Here is a 25,814-nt window from a genome sequence, read left to right on the forward strand (position 1 = left end):
GATGGTTCCCACGTTCACGTGGGGCTTGGTGCGTTCAAACGTACCTTTAGCCATGATTCCTCCAAGCGGTGGGCTTTTGCGGTGCTAACCCACATTGGCTTCTGATAAAGAATTAACGTCTGACCTTAGCACGGGTCAAGACGCCCGAATTTCAACTTTACCACTTGGGGTGCATGGATGCAAGTCATGCTGGATAAGAAAAAGCCCTGGGCCGCCCAGGCACACAATTTCTCAGAGAATATGCTGGTACTCTGTGTGTAACACTTTGCATAGTGCTACGTTTTCTCCTCTTCCTGCTGCAACGTCCCGAGTGTGCGCGAATGGAGGTTTGGAACATGCGTCAGCCCAGAAGACTCACTCCCAGTCCTTTCAACAAACCCGGTGCGCCTTTCATCCTGTACCCTGCCTATCACATGACCACCATTCTGGACACCCAGGAACAGGTGGAGCAGGTGAAGGCAAAACTGCTGGAAGCTGGATATGCACCGGAAGCCATTGCAGTGTTCTCAGGTGAAGCGGCCCTGCGTCACATCGATCAGGATGGACGCAAACACGGGTGGATCGCCCGCTTCCTGCGCAATGTGCAGGATTACGTGGCAGATGAAACCCAGATTTTAAAGAAGTACCAGCAAGCCTGCTTGCAGGGGAAACATGTGATGTACATTCATGCAGGCACACCAGGCACCAAAGCCACGGTGAGGGACATCCTCAGGGCCCACGGGGCTTATGAGACCCATTTCTTTGGCCCATATGTGATGGAAGATTTCTAGGGCACTGTCAGGCCACCTGCCTGCAGCACTCCACCCTCAACCCGGCAGATGACCGGGTTGATTTTCTGCTGGGTCAGATCAGAAGCAGGTCCCAATGCCTCAGGCCACGCCTACATGAAATGACCTAATGTCTCCCATCACACAATTTTCAGCGAGAAATCGGTATGCTGATTTCATGAATGCGGCACCCCGAAAATTGAGCTGGACCATTTCCACACTGCATTTCTTTACCATTGCCAATCTTGCTGCAGGCGCACTGTTCATGCTGACAGGGACTGGAATTCTGCAGGCCCTGGTGGAGCTCTACCCCATTTTTGGCTGGCTGGCCTATGGAAAACTGCAGGCCTCCTGCATTGCTGTGCTGCTGACCAGTGCCCTGATGTGTCAGGTGGGCGTGTATGCCCTTTCCAGCCGCAAATCCTGGGCCTGGATGCTCTCCATGACGTTGCTGGTCCTGATGGCCCTGGGGTGGAGTGCTGGAGGCCTCACCCTGCTGGTGGCCGGAGTGGGGATTTATGGACTTCTGGATGGCAGGACCCGCAAATGGCTTTCCATGGAACCTGAAGAGGTTCCTGCTCCAGTGATGGCAAGACCCAAAACCATCAGGCTGGACTGAAAACCACAAGAGGGCAGATCAATGATCTGCCCTCTCAGGTTACAGGGCCTCAAAGGTCCAGAAGCGGTATTTATCACAGGCAAAATGCGGTGGAATTTCCACCGGATGAGCATTCCAGTGGGTCTCCAGAATGAAGGTCTCTGGATGGTCCACACTGCGCAGCACAAAACCGAAGTCACACTCGGGATACTGTATATAAGTGCTGCGCATCTCTCTGAGGTCAGGGGTCACGTCACTCTGGCTGTGGAATTCCTGATACAGCACGTATTTCATGTGGTCCTCCTGTCTGGAGATACCGTTTAAAGGGTCCTCCAGAGGTACCAGCTGGCATAGCTGCGGTAAGGGCTCCAGCGCATGGTCACTTCATCCAGGTTGGATTCACCATACAGGTTTGCAAAGGCCCGTTTCAATGCTCCATCTCCCAGAGAGTAGATGTCTTCTCTGCCCAGGCCGAACATGAGGAACATCTCCACCGTCCAGCGCCCAATGCCCCAGATGGGCAGCAGTTGCTCAATGATCTCTTCATTGGAGAGGGGGTCCAGCCCATCGAAGTTCACCTTGCCTTCCAGGGCGGCATCACTGAGGGCAAGCAGGGTTTTGGATTTGGCATTGGAAAGACCACACGCCCTCAGGGCCTCGGCAGTGTGGTGACGGAGCAACTCAGGCAGGAGGCCTCCAGTTAAAGCCACCACACGCTTTTCGATGGCATCTGCCGCCTTGCCCGAAAGCTGCTGACCAATCACAGAGCTAGCAAGAACCGTAAAGGGTCGATCATGACGGGATTTCAGAACCTCTGGGGGTGGTCCCACTTTTTCAATGACGGCCCCCAGGATGGGGTCCAGAGACAGATGGTCCATGATGATTTTTGTTTTGGACATAATTTCAGTATAAGCGGTCAGCTCTCAGCCGTCAGCCATCAGCAAAAACAACCTGCAGGAGGGTCTCTGACAGGCCAAAGCATCAGAGAAGTTGTCATTTTGCTTCTTCAGAAACTGCATGATTGAGTCCTTGAGCGAATGCCAAAAAAGGAGGAGCAAATCTTGTTCCTCCCCGTTTTAAGCTGATCACTGACGGCTGACCGCTATCTGCCAAACGGCATCTTGGGCATGCCCTTGCCGCCCTTGCCCATCCCCATGCGCTGCATGACCTTCATCATGTCCTTCATCTGGTCGTGCATTTTCAGCAGGCGGTTGACCTCCTGCACAGTGCGCCCTGAGCCTGCAGCAATGCGCTTGCGGCGCTGACCGTTGATGACTTTGGGGTCCCGGCGTTCACGGAGGGTCATGGACTGGATGATGGCCTCAATCTGCTTGAGTTGTTTTTCATCCACATTGAAACCCTCAGGGAGCATTTTGCTCATGCCTGGAATCAGTTTCATGATGTCGCCCAGAGGTCCCATCTTGCGCAGGTTCTTCATCTGCAGCAAGAGGTCTTCGAGGTCGAAATCGGTGATCTTTTTGTTGGGGTCCATGGCAGAAAGCTCTGCCTGCTGGGCACGCTCGATCAGGGTGAGCACATCGCCCATCCCGAGGATGCGGCTTGCCACACGGTCAGGGTAGAAAGGCTCCAGACCTGTGATCTTCTCGCTGACCCCGGCAAAGTAGATGGGTTTGCCAGTCACAAAACGGGCAGACAGTGCAGCACCCCCACGGGCGTCACCGTCCATCTTAGTGATGATCAGGCCCGAAAGGTTCACCCGTTTGTCGAAAGTCTCGGCCACGTTCAGGGCTTCCTGACCGGTCATGGCATCCACCACCAGCAGGGTTTCGGTGGGGTTCAGTGCTGTTTTCAGGTCTGCAAGCTGGTCCATCAGGTTTTCGTCGATCTGCAGACGGCCTGCGGTGTCCACAATCACCAGATCCCGGAAGTCTTTCTGCAGGTATTCTTTGACCCTTTGCTGGGTGACGTGCGGAGGCTCGTTGTCCTGCACTTCCAGCACAGGCACACCCACCTGATTGCCCAGCACTTTGAGCTGTTCGCGGGCAGCAGGACGCTGGGTGTCCGCAGCAACCAGCAGCACACGACGGCCTTTGCCTTTGTAATGGGCAGCCAGTTTGCCTGTGGAAGTGGTCTTCCCTGCTCCCTGCAGACCCACCATGAACCAGACGTTGTTCTCGGTTTTGAGCTGGGGTTGCTGGGCACTGCCCCCGAGGGTTTCGATCAGTTCATCGTGAACGATCTTGACGACCTGCTGGCCTGCATTCAGGCTGGTCAGCACATCCTGTCCAACGGCTTTTTCGGAGACACGGGCCACGAAGTCCTTGGCCACGTTGAAGTTCACATCTGCTTCCAGCAGGGCCATGCGGATCTCGCGCATGGCAGCTTTCACCTGAGCTTCGGTCAGGCGTCCCTGCTGACGCACATTGTCCAGAATGTCCTGGAGTTTCTTGCCTAACGACTCAAACATGCTTTCCAGTGTACAGGGTTGAGGTGAGGGTGCACAGTGAAATGCTCAAGATTGTTGAGGAGGGACAGGGTGCTGGCGGCAGATGCAGTTCCCTTGCTCATCGCCGAGAGCCGGCGGCCCAGTGCGACCCAGCCGCCTGGGGAGCACGTATTCAGGGCCAAGACAGAGCCGAGAGCGTATAGTGCTTTAGCCTATGCATACTGTCAACTCCATACTGCTGCCAAAGCATGCCAGTTTGCCCTCGGCTCTCGGCCCTTGGCCCTCGGCTATTTGGTCAGCCACACCCGCAGCCACTTGTTGATGTTTGGCATCACCAGGTAGGTCATCAGGACCACCACAATGACCGAGCTGAAAAATTGCCGCACCACAAAAGGCATTCCTGAGAACCAGTGGGGCCCCACCCAGGCCATCACCAGACTGAGCGGAAAGAGACCAAGCATCACGGCCACCACCTGCTTGTGTTGCGGAGGGGTCTTGAGCACAGGAGCAGTGGGAGGGGTGAACCAGTATTCCAGACCTGGAATGATGTTCATTCGGGGTTCACCCTGAATCATGGGCTCTGAGCGGTCCAGCCATTCCTGGCGTTCCGGAGACTCCTGCCAGTTCTTGAAGTTGTCGTAGGAGTCAAAACGGATGATCATGGTGTACTCGGGGGCGGCCCCATCCACCGGACGGATCACCCCGACCCCAAGGTGGCCAGGATACTTCTGGGCAATTTCTCCAAAGCCTTTGACCCAGGCTTCAAATTCAGCAATGCGGTCTGGTCGAACGAGTCTGGAAACGGAAAAGGTCACTGCGCCCTCTTGCATGGGCACATTGTAGCGGGATTGCTGCAGGAAAAAGCCTCACTGTGAAATTCCAGCCCTCAGGCTTCCACAAGATCTGCAGCTTCCAGTCCTGCTTCCTGTTCTGCTGCGGATTTTTTGGGCATGGGAGGCTCCCAGCCTTCGGTGAGTTGCTTGTGCATCTCACGGATGGCCTGCACCACCACCTCAGGCTGATCCATGATCACCTGGTGACCGCTCTTTTTGGCCACCATCATGCGGGCGCGGGTGGAAAGTTTCAGCAGACGTTCCTGGGCCTCCACCATGATCTTTTCAGTCTCCCTGAGGAGTTTGGGGGCGTCTTTTGAGACTTCATGCCCGTGACGAATGACGGTCAGGGGAAGATCGCCCAGGCTGCTTTCCCTCTCTGCTTCTGTCACTGCGTCCGCCACGATGGAGAGTTCCGTCAGGTAGGTTCTGGCAGATTTTCTCAGGAAGAACATGTTGATCAGGGCAAATTTGGTTTTCCAGGGAATTTCACCCAGAGGCTTGAGCATCAGGGGATAAATCAGGTTGAGCTGAGCTATCCACAAAGGGAACCCCAGACGAATCAGTCTGTGACGCAATGCGGCCCGTTGAGACTGACGGTGCAGGCGTCCCTTTTTGCCCTTCCAGACCGTGGCCGAGTCCACCAGAATCATGCCTGCCACTTCATCTGGATACTTCTGGGCGTAAATCCGGTTGACCACGCCACCAAAGGAGTGACCCACCAGCACATAGGGAGGTCTGACATCTGCCGCCTTGAGCAAATGGTGAAGTTCCTCCACCAGACACTCCATGGTGCATTTCCCAGAGCGGTTGTCGCTCCAGCCGTACCCTGCACGGTCATAACTGAGCACCCTGGCAAATTTTGCGACGGTTGGGGAAATGGCCGTCCAGTAAGGGGTACTCCCTCCCATGCCTGCTTCCAGAATCACAGTGGGGCCCTCATGGTGCTCTCCCATGATTTCGTAATGCAGGTTGTACCCTCCCACATCCACCCGGTTCCCGGGCATGAAGTGCTTCCTCGCAAACGCTGTGTTGTGCCACAACTGGTAGAGGTGGTTGATGCCCGCAATGTAAAGGATGGTTTTCCAGAACCGGGAGATGCGCATATTCGAATCATAAAGGGGGGATTGTGCTGCTGAAAGTGGTTTTTGTTTAGGTTTTGTTGGGAGATGGGGTCAAGCCGAGAGCCGAGAGCCGAGAGCAAGGTAAATTGCTGCATTGCTGGTGTCAAGGAGACCACAGGGGGGTTGGCTGAAAAAACCTGTATTTCATGGCTTTATTGCAAAACCAGTCCGTAAAGCTCAGGCATTTGCATTGTATTTGCCCTCGGCCCTCGGCTCTTGGCCCTCGGCATCTAAAGTGTCTCATATACACAAATACGAAATTCGCACATTGCTTTTTGACCCTCAGGGTTTATCATCAAGGACATGAAAATAGGTTTGATCGGTTTGGGAAGAATGGGCGGCAACATGGCCACACGCCTCATCCGTGCTGGACATGAGATTGTCGGATTTGACTTGAGCGAAGAAAACCGCCAGAAAGCTGCATCAAATGGTGCCGAGATCGCAAACACCCTGGATGACCTGATTGCAGCCCTCCCGGAGCGCAAGGTGGTGTGGGTGATGGTGCCTCACGGCAAACCCACCGAGAGCACCCTGCAGTCTCTGCTGGAAAAACTTGCTGAACATGACATTGTGATCGATGGGGGCAACTCCAACTACCAGGACAGCATGCGCCGTGGAGAAATCTTTGCTGAGAAGGGCATGTTCTTTCTGGACGCAGGGACTTCTGGAGGCATCTGGGGCCTGGAAGAGGGCTACTGCCTGATGATCGGTGGGGACACCGACGCAGTGGTGCATGTGAGCCCCATTTTCGCCGCACTGGCCCCCAATCCCAAAGGTTGGCTACACGTCGGACCTGTGGGCTCGGGACATTTTGTCAAAATGGTCCACAACGGCATTGAGTACGGGATGATGCAAGCGTACGCCGAAGGTCTCGAACTGATGCGCGCCAAAGAAGAATTCGGGCTGAACCTTGCCAACATCACAGAACTGTGGCGGCATGGCAGCGTGGTGAGAAGCTGGTTGCTCGACCTCACCGCCGAATACCTCAAGAACGACCCCGAGCTGAAAGACCTCTCTGATTATGTGTCTGATTCGGGCGAGGGCCGCTGGACGGTGATCGATTCCATTCAGGAGGGGGTGCCTGCCCCTGTGATCACCCTCAGTGTGCAGATGCGTCTGCGCAGCCAGCAAGACCAGTCCTACGCTGGGAAAGTGCTGTCTGCAATGCGCAATGCCTTTGGTGGGCATGCAGTGAAAAAGGTGAGTGATGAGTAATCCATTTCGTGAAGGCATGCGCAGACGCCGCACCCCCGACGCCTGTGTGCTGGTGATTTTTGGTGTGGGTGATCTGACCCAGCGCAAATTGCTTCCTGCGCTGTACCGTCTGGCAATGGAAGGGGAACTGAATCCCAACTTCTCCATCGTGGGCGTGGGTCGCCGGGACTGGTCCGATGAGGGCTTCCGGGATTTTGCAGAAGACAGCGTGAAAACCAGCAAGGAAACCGGAGAATTCGACCAGCAGACCTGGGATGGTTTCCAGGAAGGCCTGTTCTTTGTGGGTGGTCCTTTTGACCAGAGCGAGACCTTCAGAAAGCTGAAGGAGAAGCTGGAAGAGGTGTCCCGTCAGCGGGACACTGGCGGCAATGTGGTGTTCTACCTGGCCACCCCTCCCAGTGTGTTTGCCCCGATTGCTGAGCTTCTGGGTGAACAGGGGCTTCAGGAAGAAGGCAGCAACTTCTGGCGTCGTCTGGTGATTGAGAAGCCTTTCGGGGTCGATCTGGAAAGTGCCCGTGAACTGAACGCCCACATCCACAAAACCTGGGAAGAGCACCAGATCTACCGCATCGACCACTACCTCGGAAAAGAAACCGTGCAGAACCTGATGGCGATGCGCTTCGGGAACGTGATTTTCGAGCCCCTGTGGAACCGCCAGTACATTGAGCACATCCAGATCACCGCATCTGAAGACCTCGGGATGGAAGGGCGCGGAGCCTACTACGAGGAAGCCGGAATCATGCGCGACATGCTGCAGAACCACATCCTGCAGATGTTCTCGCTGGTGGCGATGGAGCCCCCTGCCAACTTTGATGCCAACGCCATCCGGGACGAGAAGGTGAAAGTGCTCAAAAGCATCACCCCAATTCCCAAAGAGCGCGTTGGGGAGTTCGCTGTACGTGGGCAATACGGCAAGGGCACCCTCTACGGTGAATCTGTCGCGGGCTACCGTGAGGAAAAGGGCGTGGCTCCTGACTCTGTGACCCCCACCTATGTGGCCCTCAAGCTTGAGGTGAACAATTGGCGCTGGCAGGGGGTGCCTTTCTTCCTGCGCACCGCCAAGCGTCTGCCCAAAAAGGTGACTGAGATTGCCGTGGTCTTCAAGAACCCCCCCTCTGACATCTTCCCCAACAAGGCAGAGCGCAATGTGCTGGCGATCCGCATCCAGCCTGACGAAGGCATGAGCCTGAAGTTCAACTCCAAGGTGCCCGGACAGGACAACTACCTGCGCGAGGTGGTGATGGACTTCAAATACGACGCCTTCGGACAGCTGACCGGTACCCCTTATGGACGCCTGCTGCTGGACAGCATGCTGGGAGACGCCACCCTCTTCCCCCGTGAAGACGAAGTGGAACTCGCATGGCAACTCGTTGACGGTATTCTGGAAGCATGGAAAGCCCCCGCTCCAGAGTTCCCCAACTACAAGGCTGGAACCTGGGGTCCCGACGCAGCCGATGAACTGATTGGTCCCAACCGCCGCTGGCGGAGATTGTGAGGTAAACCATGCACGGTCCTGTGGTCACCGACGTCAGACAGGCACCGAAAGCCCTGGAGAAACTCTGGGCTCAAACCAACCAGGAGTACCGCACCCACACCGGCAACATTGTGGTGATCACCGAACTGGACCTGCAGGAGAACGTCCTCACTGCCCTGACGGAACTGAACGCCCGTCACGCCAAACGCCAGATCGTGGGCATCATTGACCCCAATCTGGAAGGGGTCAGGGTGGAGGTCAGCATCTTCGACCAGAGAGGCCGCTACATTGAACGTCTGGTGATCTACGGACAGGAGGAGCACCTGTGTGGGGCCATCCTGCCCCTGCTGCAACCTGGCGTGCAGACGTACGTCTGGTGGGCCACCTACCGCAACCCCAACGTGGAACTGCTGGAAGAACTGGCTGAACTTGCAGATCTGGTGATTGCAGACACGGTGACCCTCAACATCCCCCAGGATGCCCGTTATGAACTCACCGACCTGAACTGGGCCAGAACCCTGTCCTGGCGTGAAATCACCGCGCAGCTTTTCGATTCCCCGGAAGCAGCAGCCCTGCTGAACAAAATTGAAAAGCTGGATGTGTACTACGCAGAGGGACGCCGCAGAGATGTGGTGGCCAAGCTGTACCTCGGGTGGTTCGCCTCAAGGCTGGGCTGGAACGACCTCAGCAACATCACCCTGCATGCAGAGCCTGCAGACGGACGCGGCAACGGTGAAATTCTGGGTTTTGACATCAAAGCCGATGGGGCCACCCTCAGTGCCAGAGCGCTGAATTCTGACTGCGTGGATGTGAACATCCAGCTCACTTCTGGCACCCACCACAACACCCTGCACCAGCCCATGCGATCCATTGCTGCCCTGCTGGGTTATGTGCTGGACGGTCAGGAAAACCCCAGTGTGTTTGAGGCATCGCTGAAAAACGCCAAGGCGTATTGAGACATTTCAAGAGAGGGGCGGGCTTTGGCTCGCCCTTTTTCAAGGAGACCCATGCAATACCACATTTCCAGCACTCCCCAGGAACTCGGGCAGGAGGCTGCCCGTGCATTTGTAGACCTTTACAATCAGGCCGTGCAGGACAGAGGAATTTTCACTGTGGCGCTTTCTGGCGGCAGCACCCCAGTGCACCTGTATAAAGCTCTGGCACAGACGGATCTGGACTGGTCCAGAGTGCGTTTCTACTTCAGTGATGAGCGCACTGTGCCTGCAGACCATAAAGACAGCAATTACAAGACCGCAAAGGACAACTTCTTTGATGGGGTCGGCATCCAGCCTGAGCATGTCTTTCGCATGGAAGGAGAGCTGGACCCTCAGGAGGCCGCTTCCCGCTATGCTGCCGTGCTCCCGGATCAACTTGACCTGTGCTACCTGGGCATGGGAGACGATGGGCACACCGCAAGCCTGTTCCCTGACACCGAAGCCCTGACGGCTTCTGGTCGTGTGGTGGCCAATTTCGTGCCAAAGCTGAACACCTGGCGCATCACCTTCACGTTTGAAGAGATCAACCGCTCCAGAAACATCCACATTCTGGCCACAGGGGCAAACAAGAAAGAAGTGCTTCTGGAAGTCAAAAACAAAAGCGGCAAGCATCCCATTGAAGGTGTGGAGAACCCCTTCTGGTATGTGGACGCTGCAATTGCTGAATTGCTCTGAAAAACCAGCTTCATGAAGGGAAGGGATCATCCTCTCCCCTTCTTTTTTGTTTACACTCAGGGGCAGAACCATGAACCTCAAAATCCTGTCTGTGCTTGTTCTGTTGACCACCATGACTGCAACTGCCAAAACCACCCTGCAAACCTTCAGCTCTGAAGCCTTCCAGACCAGCAAACTGCAACAGGTGACCGCTGGACCTGTGGTCAGGCTCTCTCCCGCCCAGAAGACAGGAACCCTGGAATCTGCTGAAATTGCCGTTCCGGCATTTGACACCCTGATCCTCTCCTGGAATGCGAAAGCACCTGTGGGCACACAGGTTCGCCTGGAAGCCAGGGTCTTCACAGCAGGTCACTGGAGCAGGTATTACACCCTGGGCATCTGGTCCGAGGATGAAAAGGTTCGCCAGAGTGTCAATGGACAGAAGGATTCAGATGGTCGGGTGCTGACCGACACCCTGAAACTGACCTCTCAGGGAACGAAGTACCAGTACAGGGTCACCTTCCAGAGCAGCAAAGCCGGCGCAAGTCCTGAGTTGCGCAACATCTCGGTGATGACCTCCTCTGCTTCGAAACCTGGGGCTTACACGCCCAACAAAACCGTCTGGGGTAAGGTTCTCGATGTGCCTCTACGTTCCCAGATGATCTATCCAGATGGTGGCGAAGCCTGGTGCAGCCCCACCAGCACCAGCATGGTGATGAAGTATTACGGCATTGACCTCTCTGTGCCGGAAGCCGCCCAGAAAACATATGATCCTGCCTATGACGGCACAGGAAACTGGGTGTTCAATACGGCTCTGGCCGGAAGCCATGGCCTGAACGCATATGTGACCCGTCTGGAACACCTGGGAGAAGCCGAGCAGTGGATTTCAAAGAATGTGCCGGTGATCATCAGCATGGGCTGGAAGAAAGGGGAGTTGCCTGGCGCGCCCCTGCCCCAGTCCTCAGGACACCTGATGGTCATTGTCGGTTTTGACAAAAATGGCAATGTGGTGATGAATGACCCGGCAGGCAAGGACGACACCCAGGTGAGGCGCACCTACAACCGGGCCATTCTGGAAAAACTGTGGCTTGAGCACTCGGGTGGGACGGCTTACATCATTCAGAAGCCCTGAGTCGGGGCCTGGATGTGATGTCCCACTGGCTTCTGGAAACATTCCAGGCCACCACCGGATCAGGCCGATGGGTGTTTGTGGAAGCATAAATCATCAGCAATTGCCAGTGCTCTGGATGACGGACCCGTTCTTCCAGGGTGTTGATGGGTGAAGTCGGGCAGGAAGGGCTGCAAGCCTTTCTCTCAGGCACATAAATCTCTGCCAGGGGAATCCATGTGTCCAGTTTGATTTCACGCCGACCCAGGAAAGGTGAGTGCACATCCCAGCCACGAAAGAGAACACCTCGATCCTCAGGATGTGCACCAAGACAGAGACCACTGCTGCCTTCGCCCCCTTCGTGAACATGGAGGGTGATCAGGCTCAGGCCCTGACACCATTTCTCTGGAAGGCGTTGCACCCCGAGCAGGAATGTGGAGGTGGCCCGGAAATTGTTGGGACGGCCCTGCTTTCCAGGAACAGGAAGAGACCCCGAAGAGGTGCTGATGCCGTCTCCTGTCTCATCTCCCCCGACGATGGACATGGTGATGTATTTTGTTTCAGGCGGGTAAACCACCTTGACCGCCTGCCATCCGGACTGGCTCTGCACCCCACGCCCGACCACAGCTTTCAGCTCCTGCAGGCCAAGGTCTTCCAGAGGATGGATGCCTGCTCGGGGTGCAAAAAGGTTGTCCTTCCCCCACCAGACTGCTGTCCCCAGAAGCAGAACCCCAAGCACCCAGTAAGGCAAGTGGTGTTGTGCAAAGTGCCTGATGCGCTGGGCCAGTGGAAGTTGTGGACTTCCCATTTCCTGAACAGCCAGATAAGTGGCTTCTTCTCTGGAGAACCCCTGCTGCATCAGCTCCTTGATTTTCTCAATCAGGTGGGCACGAAGCTCTGCAGCCGCATCGATACGGTCTTTTCTGGGCAGGCCTCTGGTGGCCTTTTTGATGTACTGGTCAAGGGTCATCAAGAGAACCTCAGGAGCAGGTCCATCCCGGTTTTGAGGGTGGCCCATTCTTCTTTCTTGCTTTTCAGGGTCTGGATGCCAGTGTCGGTCACCTTGTAATACTTGCGGGGCGGGCCTCCTGAGGTGGAAGGTTCCCAGGACGCCTCGATGCACTTTTCTTTCACCAGTTTGTGCAGGCTGGGGTACAGACTGCCTTCCTTGAAACTGAAAATGCCTCCTGATTTGCTGTTCACGGCTTTGAGGATTTCCAGCCCATACATGGGTTTCTCCTCAAGCACTGAGAGCAGGATCAAATCGAGGGTGCCCTGTTTGAATTTCTGGTCCATAAAACCTCCATTACCTTATACTTCTATGTACCTTAGACTTCTATATAGTTGCACAAAAAATGACCCGGGTAAACCCCGGGGCCATCCCTGATTCAACAGTCACTGCACCTGAAATTCAGCGACCATGGGCAGGTGGTCCGAGATCTTCAGTGTGTCTTCCCTGCGCACATGGTGACCCAGCAGTTTCACTCCGGTGTCGTAAAAGAAATAGTCGATGGTCCGATCTGGACCTTTTGCCAGCGGATCATTCGGGTAATGGGTGAACCACTTTTCGGGGTCCTGCTGGACTTCCTGAAGTGAGGGCATGCTCTGGTAGTCCTGCAGGATGATGCCCAGTTCGCTTTCAGGGTTGTAGTAGGCCTGATGCTGTTCATGCAGGCGTGCTCTGGCGGCCTGATCAGGCAGGAGGTTGAAATCTCCGCCAATCAGCACAGTTTTGCCCGCGTTCCTGAGCACCTGATGGGTCTTTTTGACCTGCTTTTCCATGGCGTCCGTACCTTGCGCAAAGGCATCAAGGTGGGTGTTCATGATGTGCAGGCTTTCCCCCCCTTCCACAGGCAATACCACATCCAGAATGGCCCGCCTGAAGTTGAAAGCCTGGGTCACCGGATCTGCCGGGATCAGGGGCAACTGGTGTCGGATGGCCTGATCGATTTTGAAGCGGGAGTAAGTGACCACCTTCATGCCCACAGCACCCATGATCTGGGGGTGGGGCACAAAACGGGCTTTCCAGTAATATGCACTGGCAGAGCAGGCATACCCCAGACGCTCTGCCAGAATTTTTTCCTGGTCCTGAAAATCCGTGCGCTTTGCCCCGGTGTCCACTTCCTGCAGCAGAACCACATCAGGGTTTTCCGTTTTGATGACCCGCACCACCTCTTCGAGGGTGGACGCCATGGCTTCTTTTGATGGGCGGGTGTCCGGTCCGCTGCCATCGAGCAGGTCATAAAAAAAGACGTAACCTTTTCCTGCCAGATACTGAATGTTCCAGTTCAGGACCCTGAAAGGCTGCCCGGCCTTGAGGGTGGGAGCCTCCGGGTTGCAAGCCACCGGGACGTCTTCCTGATCTCGGGGATGGTACGTCAGGGCGTAAACCAGACCAGCAAGCAAAGCCACCAGAGCGACCAGCCACAGCAGGACACGGGTCAGAATTTTGGACATGGTGATGGGATTATACCCGATTCAAAATCAGTGCAGGGTCAGGTCCAGGGGGGCTGTTCAGGGTGGGGTGAGGGCAAAGTTCAGACATGCAGATGGTTTGGAGTGGTCAGCGGTCAGCGGTCAGCCGTCAGTGGTCAGCCGTCAGCGGTCAGCAAAAGAAGTCCTGATGCTCTTGCAAGCGGCCAGAGAAAGATTTGAACGGTGCTGGCGGGTCAACTGTCTGTTCTGTCTGGATCAAGTGAAAGCATCTTTGAGGTTTTTTGCTGACGGCTGAAAGCTGACGGCTGACGGCTTTCAGCAGGGACACCGCCTCACTAGCGACTTTGCACTCACCCTGGTAGGACGTTGTGGCCTGCGAACATTTTCAGGGAGAACTTGACCTGCAGACTGTCACCTGCTATCTTCAACATACCGGACGTCCGGTATGTAAGGAGAAGCATGCTGAAACCCCGAAGGATTCCCGCTTTTTTGCATGACGTTTTTGGAGAACAGCAGACCCTGCTGGAGGTCCTGCTGGTGCTGTTCGCAGGACTCGGGGTGACTGCCCTGCTGATTCTGGGAGAACAAGAAGCCTTCAGTGCCCTTCCCCTCTGGCGCAGTGTTCTCACGGTCCTGCTGATGGTGGACATCGTGGCCGGGTGTGTGGCCAACTTCACACGCTCGACCAGCGATTACTATGCCCACAGGCCCATGCACCGCAGGATTTTCATTGCCATTCATGTGCATCTGCCTGTGCTGGCGTGGCTGATGGGGACTGGACTGCTGGAGAGCGTCCTGATCTGGGCCTACACCATGATCGCCGTGCTGTTTGTGAATGCCCTCCATGGTCACCCTTTGCAGCTTTTCACGGCGGCCTGTCTGCTGGTGGTGGGCATCTCTGGCATCCTGATTCTTGCTGGACTTCCCGTTCCTCTGCTGGTCATGGGGGTGCTCTTCCTGATGAAAGTGGTGTTCAGCTTCGGGGTGGACCATTACCGGGCGGCAGGCGAAACAGCACAATCATGAAAGAGATCATGATTCTGGACGAAAGCCACAAGCGTGCCTTTGTTCACCTCATTTCTGCAGCTTTTGAGAAAGATCCGCTCTTTGTGCACCTGCTGGGACCAGAAGCCCCTGCAGGCAGAAGAGAAAAGCTGGCAGGGTTCCTGTGGGACAAAGCCCACCTGATGGCAGAACAGCGTCTTGGTGTGGCTCAAGATGGGAAGCTGCTGGCCGCCTGTCTGCTGGCCACGCCTGAATCCCGGGTCACGCCCTCTTTCCCCATGATCTGGAGGTCTCTGAGACTGCTGCGGCATTTTTCACCTGCCCTTCTGCAGCAACTCAATGCCTACGCCGAACAGACCCAGAAGCATGCTCCTGATGTGGCCCACCACTACCTGGTCCTGATCGGGACCCATCCTGAACACCAGGGCCAGGGACTCGGGAAACAATTGATGACCCACATCATGCAGAAGGTGAAACAGCACCGGACCTCTGCTGGACTTGCTCTGGACACGGAAAATGCTGATAATGTTCGCCTGTATCAGCATCTGGGGTTTGACCTCAGACATGAGGCCCACCTGAAAGACCTGCCTCTTTACTGCATGTTCCGGCCCAGAGAGGAAACCACATGACCGACAGCAAAATCCACATCCTCACCTGTGCTTTGAAGCTCTTTCTGGAAAAAGGCTACGATAGGGCCACCATGATGGATCTGGTGCGGGCCACCGGGCTTTCCAAGGGCGCTTTTTACCATTACTTCAAGAACAAAGAGGAGCTGTATCAGGCCACCATCGAGCATTACTTCCTGAGGTTCTTCCAGACCGAAGCAAACCTGCCAGAGGATCTGGATGCTTTTTTAGAGATGCTGTGGCAAAGCTATGTGAACATGCTGCTGGAACTGCAAAAGGAAATCCCAGACCTGAGTGCCTACTACCGTTTTCTGTTTGCAGTGCTGCCCAGAATCCGTCCTGAACTGGTGGCTTACCACCAGCAGGTTCGGGAGGTCCTGATCCAGAATCTGACAGGGCAAGTCAGGCCATCTGCAATCTCTCCTGAACAGGCTGCGGATCACATTCTGGCCCTGATTGAGGGCACAGGCATGCTGGCTGTGGTTCGGGGCACAGCAGGTCTGGAAGAACAATTCAAAGCGTCTTTAAACAGTTACCTGGCACTGATCAGATCAAAATAAAAACACCGGGAGTTCCGGTGCTTTCTGGGGTGTCGCTGTCTACTGGACGTTCCGGAAGATGCCCTGGATCATGCGGTCTTCGGTGGTCCACTTCAGGTACTGATTCCAGCCCACCGTTTTCTGCCACCGGGTCAGAAGTTTTGTCGGGGTGGAGTTGGGTTTGAATTTGTATTGAATCCAGACCTTCTCCTGGGAAGAATCCACTTTGAGGACTCCATGATCGATCTTCAGAGGGCTGTAGACAAAGAAACTGTGGTCTCTGTTGTCGATGGCTCTGGTGTTCACGAATGCACTGTGCAAAACCAGATTCTGTCCATTGTTGCGGATCAGAGAAGCTGGACCAAAGCTCATGGAATCGATGGCAGAGAGCACGTAGTCTTCACCATTTGACACAGCAAAGACCACCACTGCACGCTCTCCACCGAGCCCCAGGCCACCCCAGGGCAGGGTGACGATCAGGTCGGTGCGGTTGTCATTGTTGAGGTCGGTCTGGTAAGCCTCTCCAGCAAAATAGGGCAGGTGGTCCATCTTCACCGAGAGGGTGATGCCTCTGGGCATTTCCAGCAGCACTTCGGGAGATTCGTCGTAATTGTCCACGTTCTGATGGGTGTGAACCACCCTGACCCGTGAGCAGGTGAAAAGGGTCTGGGCGTCACTGGCCTGACTTCTGGCACAGGTTTCCACCGGGATGCGTTTTGCCTGAGGTGCAGGATGGTAATTCTCAATCAGGGTCTGGGCGTGGGTGCCTGCCAGTGCAGAAAAAGCAATCAAAGAGAGGGCAAGTCGTTTCATCGTTATTCTCTCAGCTCCTGTCTGACCTGCATGAGGAGGATGCCAAGGCGGTTTTTGCCCGTTCCATCTCCCCCATCGGCCCAGTAGGTGTCGTTGGCGGTGTGTTCAATGAGTTCTGCGTCTCCAGTTGCAAGGAGCTGTTCACGGAGGTCCTCGTGCTGGGTGAATTTGGCCCTGAGGGCTTCCAGCATGATCTGTTCTTTGACCTCCTCCCAGTCTTTGCGCAGAGGTTTTTTGCGGTCGCGTCCGGCCTCGGCGACTTTCATGGGGCTTTCGATCAGGCGAAGTTGTTCTTCAAATTCGGTTCCAGCGAACTTCTGGGCCTGGAAATAGTGTTCGGTGGTGCGCCAGCTTTTGCCTTTTAAAAAGACGCGGTGGGCACTGAAGTTGCTCATGTACCCGTAAGCGTCCTGTTGTCGATAAAACAGAATCTTTTCCATCGGTCCTCCAGCATCCAGCTTAGGGTGTGGGTTTAAAGCTGCCATACGTATCCTGGCCTACGCGGTTTTGATCCTGCTGTTGACAACTGACCAGCAGTCATTTAATATATGACCATCAGTCAGTTATTACTGACTTCCGGCATCCAGAACAAGAATTTTCATACCTCAGGGGATCAACCCCTGCAAAGGAGCACAACCATGACCACCCTCAGATCCACCGCACTGATCACTGGCGCTTCCGGCGGCCTTGGACTTGACCTTGCAGAACTGCTGGCAAAAGACGGCAACAACCTGATTCTGGTGGCCCGCAGTGCCAGCAAACTGGAACAGGCCGCCAGAGACCTCTCCAAAAAGCATGGAATCAAAGTGGAAACCATCTCCCAGGACCTCTCCAGAATTGGGGCAGGCCAGGAACTGGTGAACACCCTCAAAGCAAAAGGACTGCAGGTGGACATTCTGGTCAACAACGCCGGATTTGCCTCTTACGGCCGCTTTGTGGATCTCCCTCTCAGTGAGCAGCTCAACATGATGGACCTCAACATGCGCACCCTGGTGGAACTCACGGGCCTCCTGACCCCTGACATGGTGAAACGTGGGAAAGGCAAGGTGCTCAACATCGCCTCTACTGCAGCGTTTCTCCCTGGTCCCCTGATGGCGATCTATTACGCCACCAAAGCTTTCGTGCTGTCTTTCGGAGAGGCCATCGCCAATGAACTTGAGGGCACCGGAGTCACGGTGACGACCCTCTGCCCTGGTGCCTTTGCCAGCGGATTTCAGGCCAGAGCAGCAATGGAAGACTCCCGACTGGTTCAGGGCAAGAAACTCCCCACCTCCATGGAGGTCGCAGAATTCGGGTACGCTGCCATGCAGAAAGGTGAACCTGTGGCCATTCAGGGCATGGGCAACTACCTGACCGCTCAGGCTCCGCGTTTCCTGCCCCGCAAGATGGTCACCCGCATGGTGAGGAGTGCTCAGGAACGCAACCCCGCCTGATTTGCTCATGAACAATGGCCTCCCAGAATAACCCTGAGAGGCCTCTTTTGATCAATCCTGATGGATTTTACCTTTTGCGAATGTCCTCCAGCGACTCGTCGATCAGGAGGTCCCCGTTGCGGTACACCACCCTGAGCAGGCTGTCTTCGCTGTACCTGCCAAATTCCTTGCCCTGCAGGGTCTCAAATTTGCCGTCTCGCTTCACCAGATCAAGGATGCCGTCTTTGGAGCGTTTGCCCGGATCGGTCACGGGGTCCTTGTAAATGGGCTGGTACTCGCCGCCAATGATGCCTGCACTGGCTTTGTAGGCAAATTTCAGGGTGTCGCGGTTGACCATCTGGAGGAGCGCTCCGCCCATCCCGAAAGCCACGTTGGTGGCACTGTAGCCCTCACCCAGCAGGACCGCAAGGATTTCCCGGATGCTGTCTTCGTTGATGCCGTCCCCCTGAATCACCCTTACAGCGTTGAGCACCTTGAACCCTTTGCTGTTGATGGTGTGTCCGAACTTGGCATCCAGTGCACGCACGGTCATGCGGACCATTGCTGCAGGATCACCGGAATCCGGGCGGATCACCACGGTGGCTCCGCTTTCCAGGATTTCATCCCGCAGGGTGGTGCCCCAGTGCTCATTGATGGCTTTTTTGAGGTCGTAGGAGTCACTGACAATCGCAACTGTTTTTCCAGGCTTTGCAAACTGGGTGAGCATGTTGCGGTAGGCGTCCACCTCGTGCTCTTTGCCCCAGCTGGTGATGCTGGAGTGCTCGGCAGCCGGGATGCTGTACCCGGGCATGGGGGTGTTGTAGAACCTGCGTCCGTACATCAGGGCCTGAACGGTGTCCGTGCCCATGAAGTTGGTCAGGTGGGCCAGACCGCCGATGCCTGCACTTTCCTGACTGCTCACCCCTCTGGAACCAAAGTCGTGCAGTTTGAAAGCAATTTCAGCTTCGGGATCATCACTGCTCTTTTCCAGCGCTTCGCGGATGATTCCCTTGAGGTAATGGGACTGCGTGGCCACCGTGGTGGGGTACCAGACCCGCATGAGGAGCGTTTCAAACCAGCTGACCAGCCAGTAGCACTCGGGGTCGGTGTTGACCACACTCATCAGCACATTGTGGGTGGGGACGATGCTGCCTTCGGGCACCGCACGCACTTCCAGGGGAAGCTTTCCGTCGTGCTGCTCCACAATGTGCATCCAGCCCGCATGATTGAAAGGCTCTCCGTGGGCTTCAAGCATTTCTTTTGCCTCCTGAACCATTTCACGGGTGATGCGGATGGAGAGGTAGCGTTTCAGCAGGTACTGCAGTCCAAAAAAGCGGGTGTAAGGGTACTTGCCCCCACGGGATTCCAGGTAGGAGTGGATGTACTGGGTGTGGGGTGGGTACTGCAGGTAATGGCTGGCTTTGTAGGAATCCGTGTCAATGATGATGTTTTCGGTGATCATGATGGCCTCCTTTGAAGGCGTCCTGCGTCTTTCTTGTTCTCATAATCCAATTTCTAATTATGAGTTTGGTGAGCTGATGATCAGAAAGGCTTTGGAAGGGGAGATTTGATCCTGCCACAGGAAGGTTGCCGAGAGCCGAGGGCCCAGGGCCGAGAGCAAAAGGCATCCCCTCTTCAGCGGTCAGCAAGCCATCTCCCCTGAAGACTGCAATGGGGAACAGCAACCCATCAGCACCTGACATCCAGCAAAGCTTGAGCTCCAGCATTTTATGCCCTCGGCTCTCGGCTCTGGGTCCTCGGCCTTCTGCTTTCTCCGCTATCATCAAAAGAAGATGACATTCGACCTGCAGATGCTCGGGTATCCGCACTTTCGAGGGCTCAGACTGCCCCCGCACAAACCCGTGGCTCTTCTGATGCATCTGGCCTGCAGGCAGGGATGGGTGTCCAGAGAGGAACTGTCCACGCTCTTCTGGCCGGACACGGAAACAGGTCAGGCCCGACACAACCTGCGCATTTTGCTGCACCGCCTGAAGCAGCTTTCCTGGCTGGAAGGGCTGGAACAGGACGCCCAGCATCTGCGGTGGGAGGTGAGCACCGACCTGCAGGCGTTTTTGCAGGCGTTCCAGCGGTCCGACTGGGAGGAAGCCACCCGGCTTCATGCCTCTCCCCTGCTGGAGGGATTCCTGCTGGATGAGGTGCCTGGAATGGCCGCCTGGCTGGAAGTGGAGCGGGAGAGGCTCAGCAACCTGTGGCAGGAGGCAGCTGCCCAGCATGCCCGTGAACTTTCCCGGCAAGGTCAGCCTGCAGAAGCAGCACAGGTCCTGAAAAAGGTCCTGGAGCAGCATCCTCTGCAAGAAGACCTGTTTCGCATTTATCTGGAATGCACCTATCTGGCTGGAAAACGCAGCGAAGCCCTGCTGGCCTTTGAGGTTTTTGAGAAACAATTGCTGCAGGAGATGCAGCTTGCACCGCTGGAAAGCACCCTGCACCTGATTGACTTGATCCGCAAAGCAGAACCTCTGAATCAGACCGTTTCAGAGCAGAAGGTGTCCGCAGGAGTTGCTCCTGACATTCCCCTCAGTGTGCAGCGTCCTCCGCGCCTGATTGGTCGAACCAGGGACAGTGTGCTTTTGTTGCGCAGCCAGACCCCGATCACCCTGGTTTCTGGTGAGGCTGGAGTGGGCAAAACCAGACTCCTGCAGGAGCACTTTCCAGAAGAGGCAGGAGGGCTTTCTGCTGCGCGCTGGCTGCGGTGTCGGGAAGGGCTGCAACATCTGGAGTACTTTCCTGTGCTGGACCACCTGCGTTCGGTTCAGTTTCAGGATCTGGGACCCTACCAGTCGGACCTTGCCCGCCTGATGCCAGAACGGTCCAACCTTCCGGCTCCACCTGCAGATCCCCAGACCGTGAAGCCCAGATTGCTGGAAGCCCTGAAGCGGGCCTTGCAGCAGCATCCTGGACCCCTGATTTTTGATGACCTGCAGTGGGCAGATGGGGCCACCCTGGAACTCATCACCTATCTGGGGCAGACCGGAGGACCTAAATTGCTGGGGACATATCGCAAAGATGAGGTGGGACCCCAGTTGCAGCAGGCCCTGGACAGCTGGAGCAGTGCAGGTCTGCTGACCCGCATTGACCTGGACCCTCTGGACCTGCAGGAGATGCAGCACCTGATGGCAGACCTGACTGGCGAAAGCCTGGGGCCTCCTGTGTTCAGCCGCTGGTTGCACAGGCACTCTGGCGGGAACCTCTTTTTTGCCCTGGAAACCCTGAGGACCCTTTTTGAAACCCGGGTTCTGCGCATTGAAGACCAGCAGTGGCGCACCGATCTGGATGATTTCACCCGGGATTACTCGGAAATTCAGGTGCCCGGACGGGTCAACGACCTGGTGAACAGACGCCTGAATCGCCTGTCTGAAGGGGCACGCAAAGTGGCCCAGGCCGCCAGTGTGATTGGGACCGATTTCATCCCACACCTGCTGTCCAGAGCCCTGAACATGACCGAATGGGAGATCCTGGATCATCTGGAAGCCACCGAGGAGGCCGGGCTCACCTCACAGGACAATTTCACCCATGACCTGATCCGGCAGAGCCTGTACCAGGCCCTGTCTGGAAACCGCAGAAAAATGCTGCATGCTGCCATTGCCAGAGCCATGTCCAGTCCGACCCTCTCAGAAACCTTTGAACCCCTGCAGATGGCAGAACACTGGAAGAAAGCAGAGCACTGGGAACAGGCCTGGACCCTGGAACTCAGAGAGGCCGAAAAACAACTGGAACGTGGCCTGCTGCATTCCGGGATGGCCCTGCTGAACCACCTGATCCGGGACCTCCCGGAGAAGCATCCCCTCAGGCTGGAGGCCCTGGTGCTTGCTGGAACCTCTCTGCACCTGCTGAACATCGAGCAAGCGGACCGTCATCTGGCAGAGGTGCTGCAGGTGGCAAACCTTCCACTCGAACTGAAGCTCCGGGCGTCCATTGCACAGGTGGACAACGCGGTGTACCACGGGGACATGACCCTGGCTGGACAGCGTCTGGAACAGGCCACAAAGCTGATTCAGGCAGAGACCCCTGCGGCCCTGAGGCTTCGTCTGCATCACGCCCATCTGGAGGTGTTGCTTCGCAGCGGTCAATTCGCCAGAACCGATGAACTTCTGCAGAAGATTCATCAGATGCAGGGTCTGAACACCATCACCCGCAGTTATGAGGCGCAGTTGCGCTATTACCAGGGACGCTATCGGGAAGCCGCACAGATTTTTGAAAGCATGCGCGAGCAGGACCCCCTGTGTGTGCACCACCTGACCCTGGAAAACGACCTGGGTGTGATTCGCTGGATGCTGGGGGAACTGCACGAGGCCGAACAGGAACTTGAACAGAGCCTGCAACACTGGGCAGGATCGCCCCATGTGGAAAGCCTCAGCCTGATGCACCTGGGGTTTGTGAGGCTGTCTCAGGGAAGGTTCACAGATGCCCTGAATTGCATTGAAAAAGCCCGGGTCGCCTGCACCCTGCTGGGCAGCCTGACCTTTGAAGCAGACATCGAACAGAGGCTGGGCGTCATCTACAGCCATGCTGGTCGTTTTGCAGAGGCCAGAACCCACCTGGAGCGCTCTTTGCACCTCCTCAAGCAGGTTGGAGATCCCTACCGCACCTCTGTCACCAGCAGCCTTTTGTGCCACATGCTGGTGATGCTTGGATGCCTTGAAGAGGCCCAGGTCCAGATGAATTTCACCCAGGAACTGCTGCAACGCCATCCCAGTCCTCTGGGAGAGATGTTCCTGACCCAGGCTTCAGCACAGTTGGACCTGGCCCTGCAGAAGCCCGAAAAGGCCCTGCAGAAACTGAGGACCGTGGAAGCCTTTGCCCGGTCTGTTCCCTTTCCTGAACTTCTGGCCCTGAACCTGCTGTTTCAGGCTCCCCTGCTGAAGGAGGGCGGCGAGGTCCAGGCCAGGGCAGCACTGGAGCTCTCTGCTATATGTGGTTTTCGCAGACTGGAATGGCAGGCGGCACTCATGCTGAATGAACAGGAGCAGGCAAACAAAGCCCTGGCCTTTCTGAAAGACCACAGTCCGGCAGGCTGGTTCGGATGAGACGCTGCTGTAATGGGGCAGGGAACACACTGAAGCCATGGAACCCAACAAGAGACCTCCTGCACTGGAGTCCAGAGGAAGCTACATCCTGCACCTGAAGCGCCGGGGAGACATGCTGCTGTTTGTGCTGCAGAACCTGCGCACCGGAGAACGCCAGGAATTCCACAGCTGGGAAGGATTGCAGCACCACCTCGCAGACCGCATGGCTTCCGGTCTTCGCTGACCCTGCTGGCCCCATCTGCCATGAGACGCCCATGTAATGGCCTGAGACGCACACTCAGGACAGGATGGAGGAAAACCCATGAAACAGCATGTTCAGATGATGGTTGCAGCTGTGCTTGCCCTGGTGATTTCTGCCTGTGGGGGTTACCAGCAAAACATTCCACCCCCAAAGGATGCCGTGATCACCCCTGATGGGGGCAAAGTGGAGGTCAAAGGAACAGCAGGAACCACCCTTGCCCTGGACGTTCCTGCAGGGGCCGTAACCCAGAATGTCGCCCTGAAGATCACACCGATTTCTGGAGCAGCAGGTCGTTTCAAGGTGGAGCCTGCTGGAGTCAGGTTGCTGAAGCCTGCCACCCTGACTTTCACAGGGAACCTGCCTGTCAAATCCCATTTCTTCTGGAACAACGGCACCACACGGAGCGTCATTCCGGGCACCGTTCAGAACAACACCCTGAAATCCACGGTGAGTGTGCTGGGTTACCCATCAGGCACAGCTGCATCAAAAATCCAGAAGCAGGCCACAGGAGACACCACTCTGGAAGTGGCTGTGCTGGATTGCACTGCGGAAATTGCTGCACTGGAAACCCAGATCGGCCAGACCCTGAACAAAAAACGCTTTGAAGAAGCCATCGAACTGCATGATCGCCTGATGTCGGTGGTGCAGGCCTGCGCCCAGACAGAAACGGCACGCCTGCATGCCAGGGCCTGTGACGCTTACGCCGTCGCACTGCAAAATGCCCAGGTGCTGGCGGCCAGCAGCCAGCAGTTGCTCTCTGACCTGATTGTTCCTCTGGAAAATGCTGCGGCAACCGTGCAGGCGCTCGGTGCTCCCTGTGACCTTTCCGGGATGGGGGCCGTGGTGGATCAGAAATTCGATCAATTTCTGAATTTTCTGGAAGGTGAATACCGCAAGAACAGTTTTTCCTCGGACACCCAGGACCACCTGCAGGCTTTGAAGCGCCTCTTCAACCTGCACGCGGACTGCCAGCTTCTGGGTGTGGGGGATGCCGTGTGTGACCGCTTTCCCACTGACCTGTTCCCAGACACCCTCGACAGGTTGCGTCAGGCCGCATACCGGGAATGTGTGGCCCGCGAAACCCCGATTGTGCTGGTCCGGCTGTACCAGGACCATTTTGATCCGGTCCGGCCTGTGGCGCAGGGGTCCCAGTCTGGCCCTTACTTCACCCATGCCCGCTACACCTACGACGATCTGGAAAAAGACCTGTCCTACTGTGCATCGGACCTGAAAATGCAGGTCTTTGACGATGCCACCACTGTGCCCATCGAAAAGACAGAGCAGGAACAGACCCTGAAAGCACCAGCCACACCCGGCAATTACGACACCGAAGCGGAATTCACCCTGACTTTTGATGGCAGCATCACCCTCAGTGGGAAACTGCTGACGCCCGTGTGTGCCACAGACCGCTTCAGCAACGATCAGCTGGTTTTTCGGATTGCAGGTCAGGAAATTGCCCGCAAGCCTGCCAGTGAAGGGACCTTCACCATCAACACCAGTCCTGCAGACCTGATCCCCTCCAGAGACCTCCTGGCTGCAGGTCAGAAGCAACTGCTCCCCTCTTTCACCGTGGTTGTGCAGCGGGAAGGGGAGGGATGTGGAGGTCTGCTGAGCACCGAGCTTGTCCTGTATCGCCTCAAAATCAATGTGCTTCCTCCGAGCCTGACGGTGAAGCCAGAAAACAAAACCGTCTCCACCGGGCACCCCCTGAAGTTTCAGGCCCTGTTTGACACGGTTCCCACCACCGAGGTGGACTGGCAGACCACTGGAGGCACCATCACCCCTGATGGACTGTTCACAGCAGGACCTGTTGCAGGGAGTTTTCAGGTGCGGGCCACCGCAAAGGACAAACCCGAGTTGACGGCCACAGCAGCCGTGCAGGTCCGGGAGGACTTCTCCGGGATCTACTCAGGAAACTGCAGAGACATCTCCCCTGTCAGCAGTGGCAATGGTCGTCCCTTTCCCTGCATGATGGTGGTGGTCCATGATCCCAACCAGACCCAGGTGACGTTTCACACCAGGGGCCTGTTCACCGGGAGCATCACCAACCGCAAGCTCCACGTGGAGCGAACTGGAGAGCTGGTTTTTGGAAACTTCACCCCCACCTCTTTTCAGGGCAACCATGTGGATGGCCTCGAGGAGAATGATCCAGAGGCAGACCGCATCGACATTCAGTTGAACCGTGCTCCCGGTCTGGTCTGGACGGGAAACATCAGTGGAGGGCTCTCCAGCAGCATTTTTGCCAGCCTGAACGTGACGCAGACCAGCGTCTCAGGCACAGCCATTGCCGTGAACACCATCTGGACCGTAAACGGAAACATCGCTGCTGACAACACCCTGACCTTCGGGCTTGCCACGGGTGGAGATGCCAGTGTGACTTTCACAGGAACCATCAACGCAGAGCGCACCAGCATGTCTGGCACCTGGAGGGCAACCTCAGGCCCATCAAATGGCAAAACAGGAAGTTTCACCCTCAAATTGCGCTGAATTGAAAGCGTACAAAAAGGTCTGCCTCAACA

The 25,814-nt window shown here is 56.1% G+C and carries 25 protein-coding genes; 14 read left to right on the forward strand and 11 right to left on the reverse strand.

Annotated features, from left to right (window positions below; genetic code table 11):
• The first annotated feature begins 335 nt into the window (after nucleotides 1-335).
• Complete coding sequence (locus DC3_RS10010; protein WP_146884231.1) at nucleotides 336-770, forward strand: hypothetical protein; 435 nt, start codon at nucleotides 336-338, stop codon at nucleotides 768-770.
• Nucleotides 771-945: 175 nt separating this feature from the next.
• Nucleotides 946-1,386, forward strand: a complete 441-nt coding sequence (locus DC3_RS10015; protein ID WP_146884232.1) for a hypothetical protein — start codon at nucleotides 946-948, stop codon at nucleotides 1,384-1,386.
• 39 nt (nucleotides 1,387-1,425) lie between these two features.
• On the opposite strand, the gene DC3_RS10020 is transcribed toward DC3_RS10015, so the two are convergent.
• The 5 genes from DC3_RS10020 to DC3_RS10040 form a co-directional block, all read right to left on the reverse strand.
• Nucleotides 1,426-1,659, reverse strand: a complete 234-nt coding sequence (locus tag DC3_RS10020) for a hypothetical protein (RefSeq protein WP_146884233.1) — start codon at nucleotides 1,657-1,659, stop codon at nucleotides 1,426-1,428.
• Between the two features lie 26 nt (nucleotides 1,660-1,685).
• On the reverse strand, nucleotides 1,686-2,264 hold the full coding sequence (locus tag DC3_RS10025; protein ID WP_146884234.1) for a DNA-3-methyladenine glycosylase family protein: 579 nt from the start codon (nucleotides 2,262-2,264) through the stop codon (nucleotides 1,686-1,688).
• 203 nt (nucleotides 2,265-2,467) lie between these two features.
• Nucleotides 2,468-3,793, reverse strand: coding sequence for a signal recognition particle protein (ffh, locus tag DC3_RS10030; RefSeq protein ID WP_146884235.1), 1,326 nt, complete (start codon nucleotides 3,791-3,793; stop codon nucleotides 2,468-2,470).
• A 266-nt stretch (nucleotides 3,794-4,059) separates the two neighbouring features.
• The gene (locus DC3_RS10035) at nucleotides 4,060-4,602 is read right to left on the reverse strand and encodes an antibiotic biosynthesis monooxygenase (protein WP_146884236.1); all 543 of its coding nucleotides are present in this window, start codon (nucleotides 4,600-4,602) and stop codon (nucleotides 4,060-4,062) included.
• 56 nt (nucleotides 4,603-4,658) lie between these two features.
• Nucleotides 4,659-5,711: an alpha/beta fold hydrolase gene (locus DC3_RS10040; protein ID WP_146884237.1), complete on the reverse strand. Its 1,053-nt coding sequence runs from the start codon at nucleotides 5,709-5,711 to the stop codon at nucleotides 4,659-4,661.
• Nucleotides 5,712-6,032: 321 nt separating this feature from the next.
• Between DC3_RS10040 and gnd the strand changes: the two genes are divergently transcribed.
• The 5 genes from gnd to DC3_RS10065 all read left to right on the forward strand — a co-directional run bounded on the left by gnd (nucleotide 6,033) and on the right by DC3_RS10065 (nucleotide 11,199).
• Nucleotides 6,033-6,944: a phosphogluconate dehydrogenase (NAD(+)-dependent, decarboxylating) gene (gene gnd / locus DC3_RS10045; RefSeq protein ID WP_146884238.1), complete on the forward strand. Its 912-nt coding sequence runs from the start codon at nucleotides 6,033-6,035 to the stop codon at nucleotides 6,942-6,944.
• Nucleotides 6,937-8,439 carry a glucose-6-phosphate dehydrogenase gene (gene zwf, locus DC3_RS10050; RefSeq protein WP_146884239.1) on the forward strand — a complete coding sequence of 501 codons (1,503 nt, stop codon included), beginning with the start codon at nucleotides 6,937-6,939 and terminating at the stop codon, nucleotides 8,437-8,439. Before gnd ends, zwf begins: the two co-directional genes overlap by 8 nt.
• A gap of 8 nt (nucleotides 8,440-8,447) precedes the next feature.
• The gene (locus tag DC3_RS10055) at nucleotides 8,448-9,374 is read left to right on the forward strand and encodes a glucose-6-phosphate dehydrogenase assembly protein OpcA (protein ID WP_146884240.1); all 927 of its coding nucleotides are present in this window, start codon (nucleotides 8,448-8,450) and stop codon (nucleotides 9,372-9,374) included.
• A 51-nt stretch (nucleotides 9,375-9,425) separates the two neighbouring features.
• Entirely contained in the window at nucleotides 9,426-10,088 is a 663-nt protein-coding gene (gene pgl, locus DC3_RS10060) for a 6-phosphogluconolactonase (RefSeq protein WP_146884241.1), read from the forward strand.
• 70 nt (nucleotides 10,089-10,158) lie between these two features.
• Entirely contained in the window at nucleotides 10,159-11,199 is a 1,041-nt protein-coding gene (locus tag DC3_RS10065; protein WP_146884242.1) for a C39 family peptidase, read from the forward strand.
• Here DC3_RS10065 and DC3_RS10070 read toward each other — a convergent pair.
• The 3 genes from DC3_RS10070 to DC3_RS10080 form a co-directional block, all read right to left on the reverse strand.
• On the reverse strand, nucleotides 11,183-12,145 hold the full coding sequence (locus DC3_RS10070; RefSeq protein ID WP_146884243.1) for a permease prefix domain 1-containing protein: 963 nt from the start codon (nucleotides 12,143-12,145) through the stop codon (nucleotides 11,183-11,185). The two genes, DC3_RS10065 and DC3_RS10070, sit on opposite strands and share 17 nt — an antisense overlap.
• Nucleotides 12,145-12,471, reverse strand: coding sequence for a PadR family transcriptional regulator (locus DC3_RS10075; protein WP_146884244.1), 327 nt, complete (start codon nucleotides 12,469-12,471; stop codon nucleotides 12,145-12,147). Before DC3_RS10075 ends, DC3_RS10070 begins: the two co-directional genes overlap by 1 nt.
• A gap of 99 nt (nucleotides 12,472-12,570) precedes the next feature.
• The gene (locus DC3_RS10080) at nucleotides 12,571-13,632 is read right to left on the reverse strand and encodes an endonuclease/exonuclease/phosphatase family protein (RefSeq protein WP_222594739.1); all 1,062 of its coding nucleotides are present in this window, start codon (nucleotides 13,630-13,632) and stop codon (nucleotides 12,571-12,573) included.
• A 438-nt stretch (nucleotides 13,633-14,070) separates the two neighbouring features.
• On the opposite strand from DC3_RS10080, the gene DC3_RS10085 reads away from it, so the two are divergent.
• The 3 genes from DC3_RS10085 to DC3_RS10095 are packed head-to-tail and all read left to right on the forward strand — an operon-like array spanning nucleotide 14,071 to nucleotide 15,802.
• A complete protein-coding gene (locus DC3_RS10085) occupies nucleotides 14,071-14,637 on the forward strand; it encodes a hypothetical protein (RefSeq protein WP_146884246.1) in 567 nt (188 codons plus the stop codon).
• Nucleotides 14,634-15,245: a GNAT family N-acetyltransferase gene (locus DC3_RS10090; protein ID WP_146884247.1), complete on the forward strand. Its 612-nt coding sequence runs from the start codon at nucleotides 14,634-14,636 to the stop codon at nucleotides 15,243-15,245. The genes DC3_RS10085 and DC3_RS10090 overlap by 4 nt, the downstream gene beginning before the upstream one ends.
• Nucleotides 15,242-15,802, forward strand: a complete 561-nt coding sequence (locus tag DC3_RS10095) for a TetR/AcrR family transcriptional regulator (protein WP_146884248.1) — start codon at nucleotides 15,242-15,244, stop codon at nucleotides 15,800-15,802. Before DC3_RS10090 ends, DC3_RS10095 begins: the two co-directional genes overlap by 4 nt.
• 39 nt (nucleotides 15,803-15,841) lie before the next feature.
• Here the strand turns inward: DC3_RS10095 and DC3_RS10100 are convergent, their stop codons facing one another.
• Together DC3_RS10100 and ybiA are read right to left on the reverse strand one after the other, a co-directional pair.
• Nucleotides 15,842-16,594 carry a hypothetical protein gene (locus DC3_RS10100; protein ID WP_146884249.1) on the reverse strand — a complete coding sequence of 251 codons (753 nt, stop codon included), beginning with the start codon at nucleotides 16,592-16,594 and terminating at the stop codon, nucleotides 15,842-15,844.
• A 2-nt stretch (nucleotides 16,595-16,596) separates the two neighbouring features.
• Nucleotides 16,597-17,034 (reverse strand): riboflavin biosynthesis intermediates N-glycosidase, encoded by a 438-nt coding sequence (gene ybiA, locus DC3_RS10105; protein WP_146884250.1) that lies wholly within the window; start codon nucleotides 17,032-17,034, stop codon nucleotides 16,597-16,599.
• A 198-nt stretch (nucleotides 17,035-17,232) separates the two neighbouring features.
• Here ybiA and DC3_RS10110 point away from each other — a divergent pair, with 198 nt between their 5' ends.
• Nucleotides 17,233-18,027, forward strand: a complete 795-nt coding sequence (locus DC3_RS10110; protein WP_146884251.1) for an SDR family NAD(P)-dependent oxidoreductase — start codon at nucleotides 17,233-17,235, stop codon at nucleotides 18,025-18,027.
• Nucleotides 18,028-18,094: 67 nt separating this feature from the next.
• Here DC3_RS10110 and DC3_RS10115 read toward each other — a convergent pair whose 3' ends face one another.
• On the reverse strand, nucleotides 18,095-19,468 hold the full coding sequence (locus DC3_RS10115) for a nicotinate phosphoribosyltransferase (RefSeq protein ID WP_146884252.1): 1,374 nt from the start codon (nucleotides 19,466-19,468) through the stop codon (nucleotides 18,095-18,097).
• Between the two features lie 331 nt (nucleotides 19,469-19,799).
• Between DC3_RS10115 and DC3_RS10120 the strand changes: the two genes are divergently transcribed.
• From DC3_RS10120 to DC3_RS10130, 3 genes are all read left to right on the forward strand, one after another.
• Nucleotides 19,800-23,054, forward strand: coding sequence for an ATP-binding protein (locus DC3_RS10120; protein ID WP_186815948.1), 3,255 nt, complete (start codon nucleotides 19,800-19,802; stop codon nucleotides 23,052-23,054).
• Nucleotides 23,055-23,091: 37 nt separating this feature from the next.
• Entirely contained in the window at nucleotides 23,092-23,277 is a 186-nt protein-coding gene (locus tag DC3_RS10125) for a hypothetical protein (protein ID WP_146884254.1), read from the forward strand.
• Nucleotides 23,278-23,355: 78 nt separating this feature from the next.
• Nucleotides 23,356-25,782 carry a hypothetical protein gene (locus tag DC3_RS10130; RefSeq protein ID WP_146884255.1) on the forward strand — a complete coding sequence of 809 codons (2,427 nt, stop codon included), beginning with the start codon at nucleotides 23,356-23,358 and terminating at the stop codon, nucleotides 25,780-25,782.
• The last annotated feature ends 32 nt before the right edge of the window (nucleotides 25,783-25,814 follow it).

This window comes from Deinococcus cellulosilyticus NBRC 106333 = KACC 11606, from assembly GCF_007990775.1.
Classification (GTDB): Bacteria; Deinococcota; Deinococci; order Deinococcales; family Deinococcaceae; genus Deinococcus_C; species Deinococcus_C cellulosilyticus.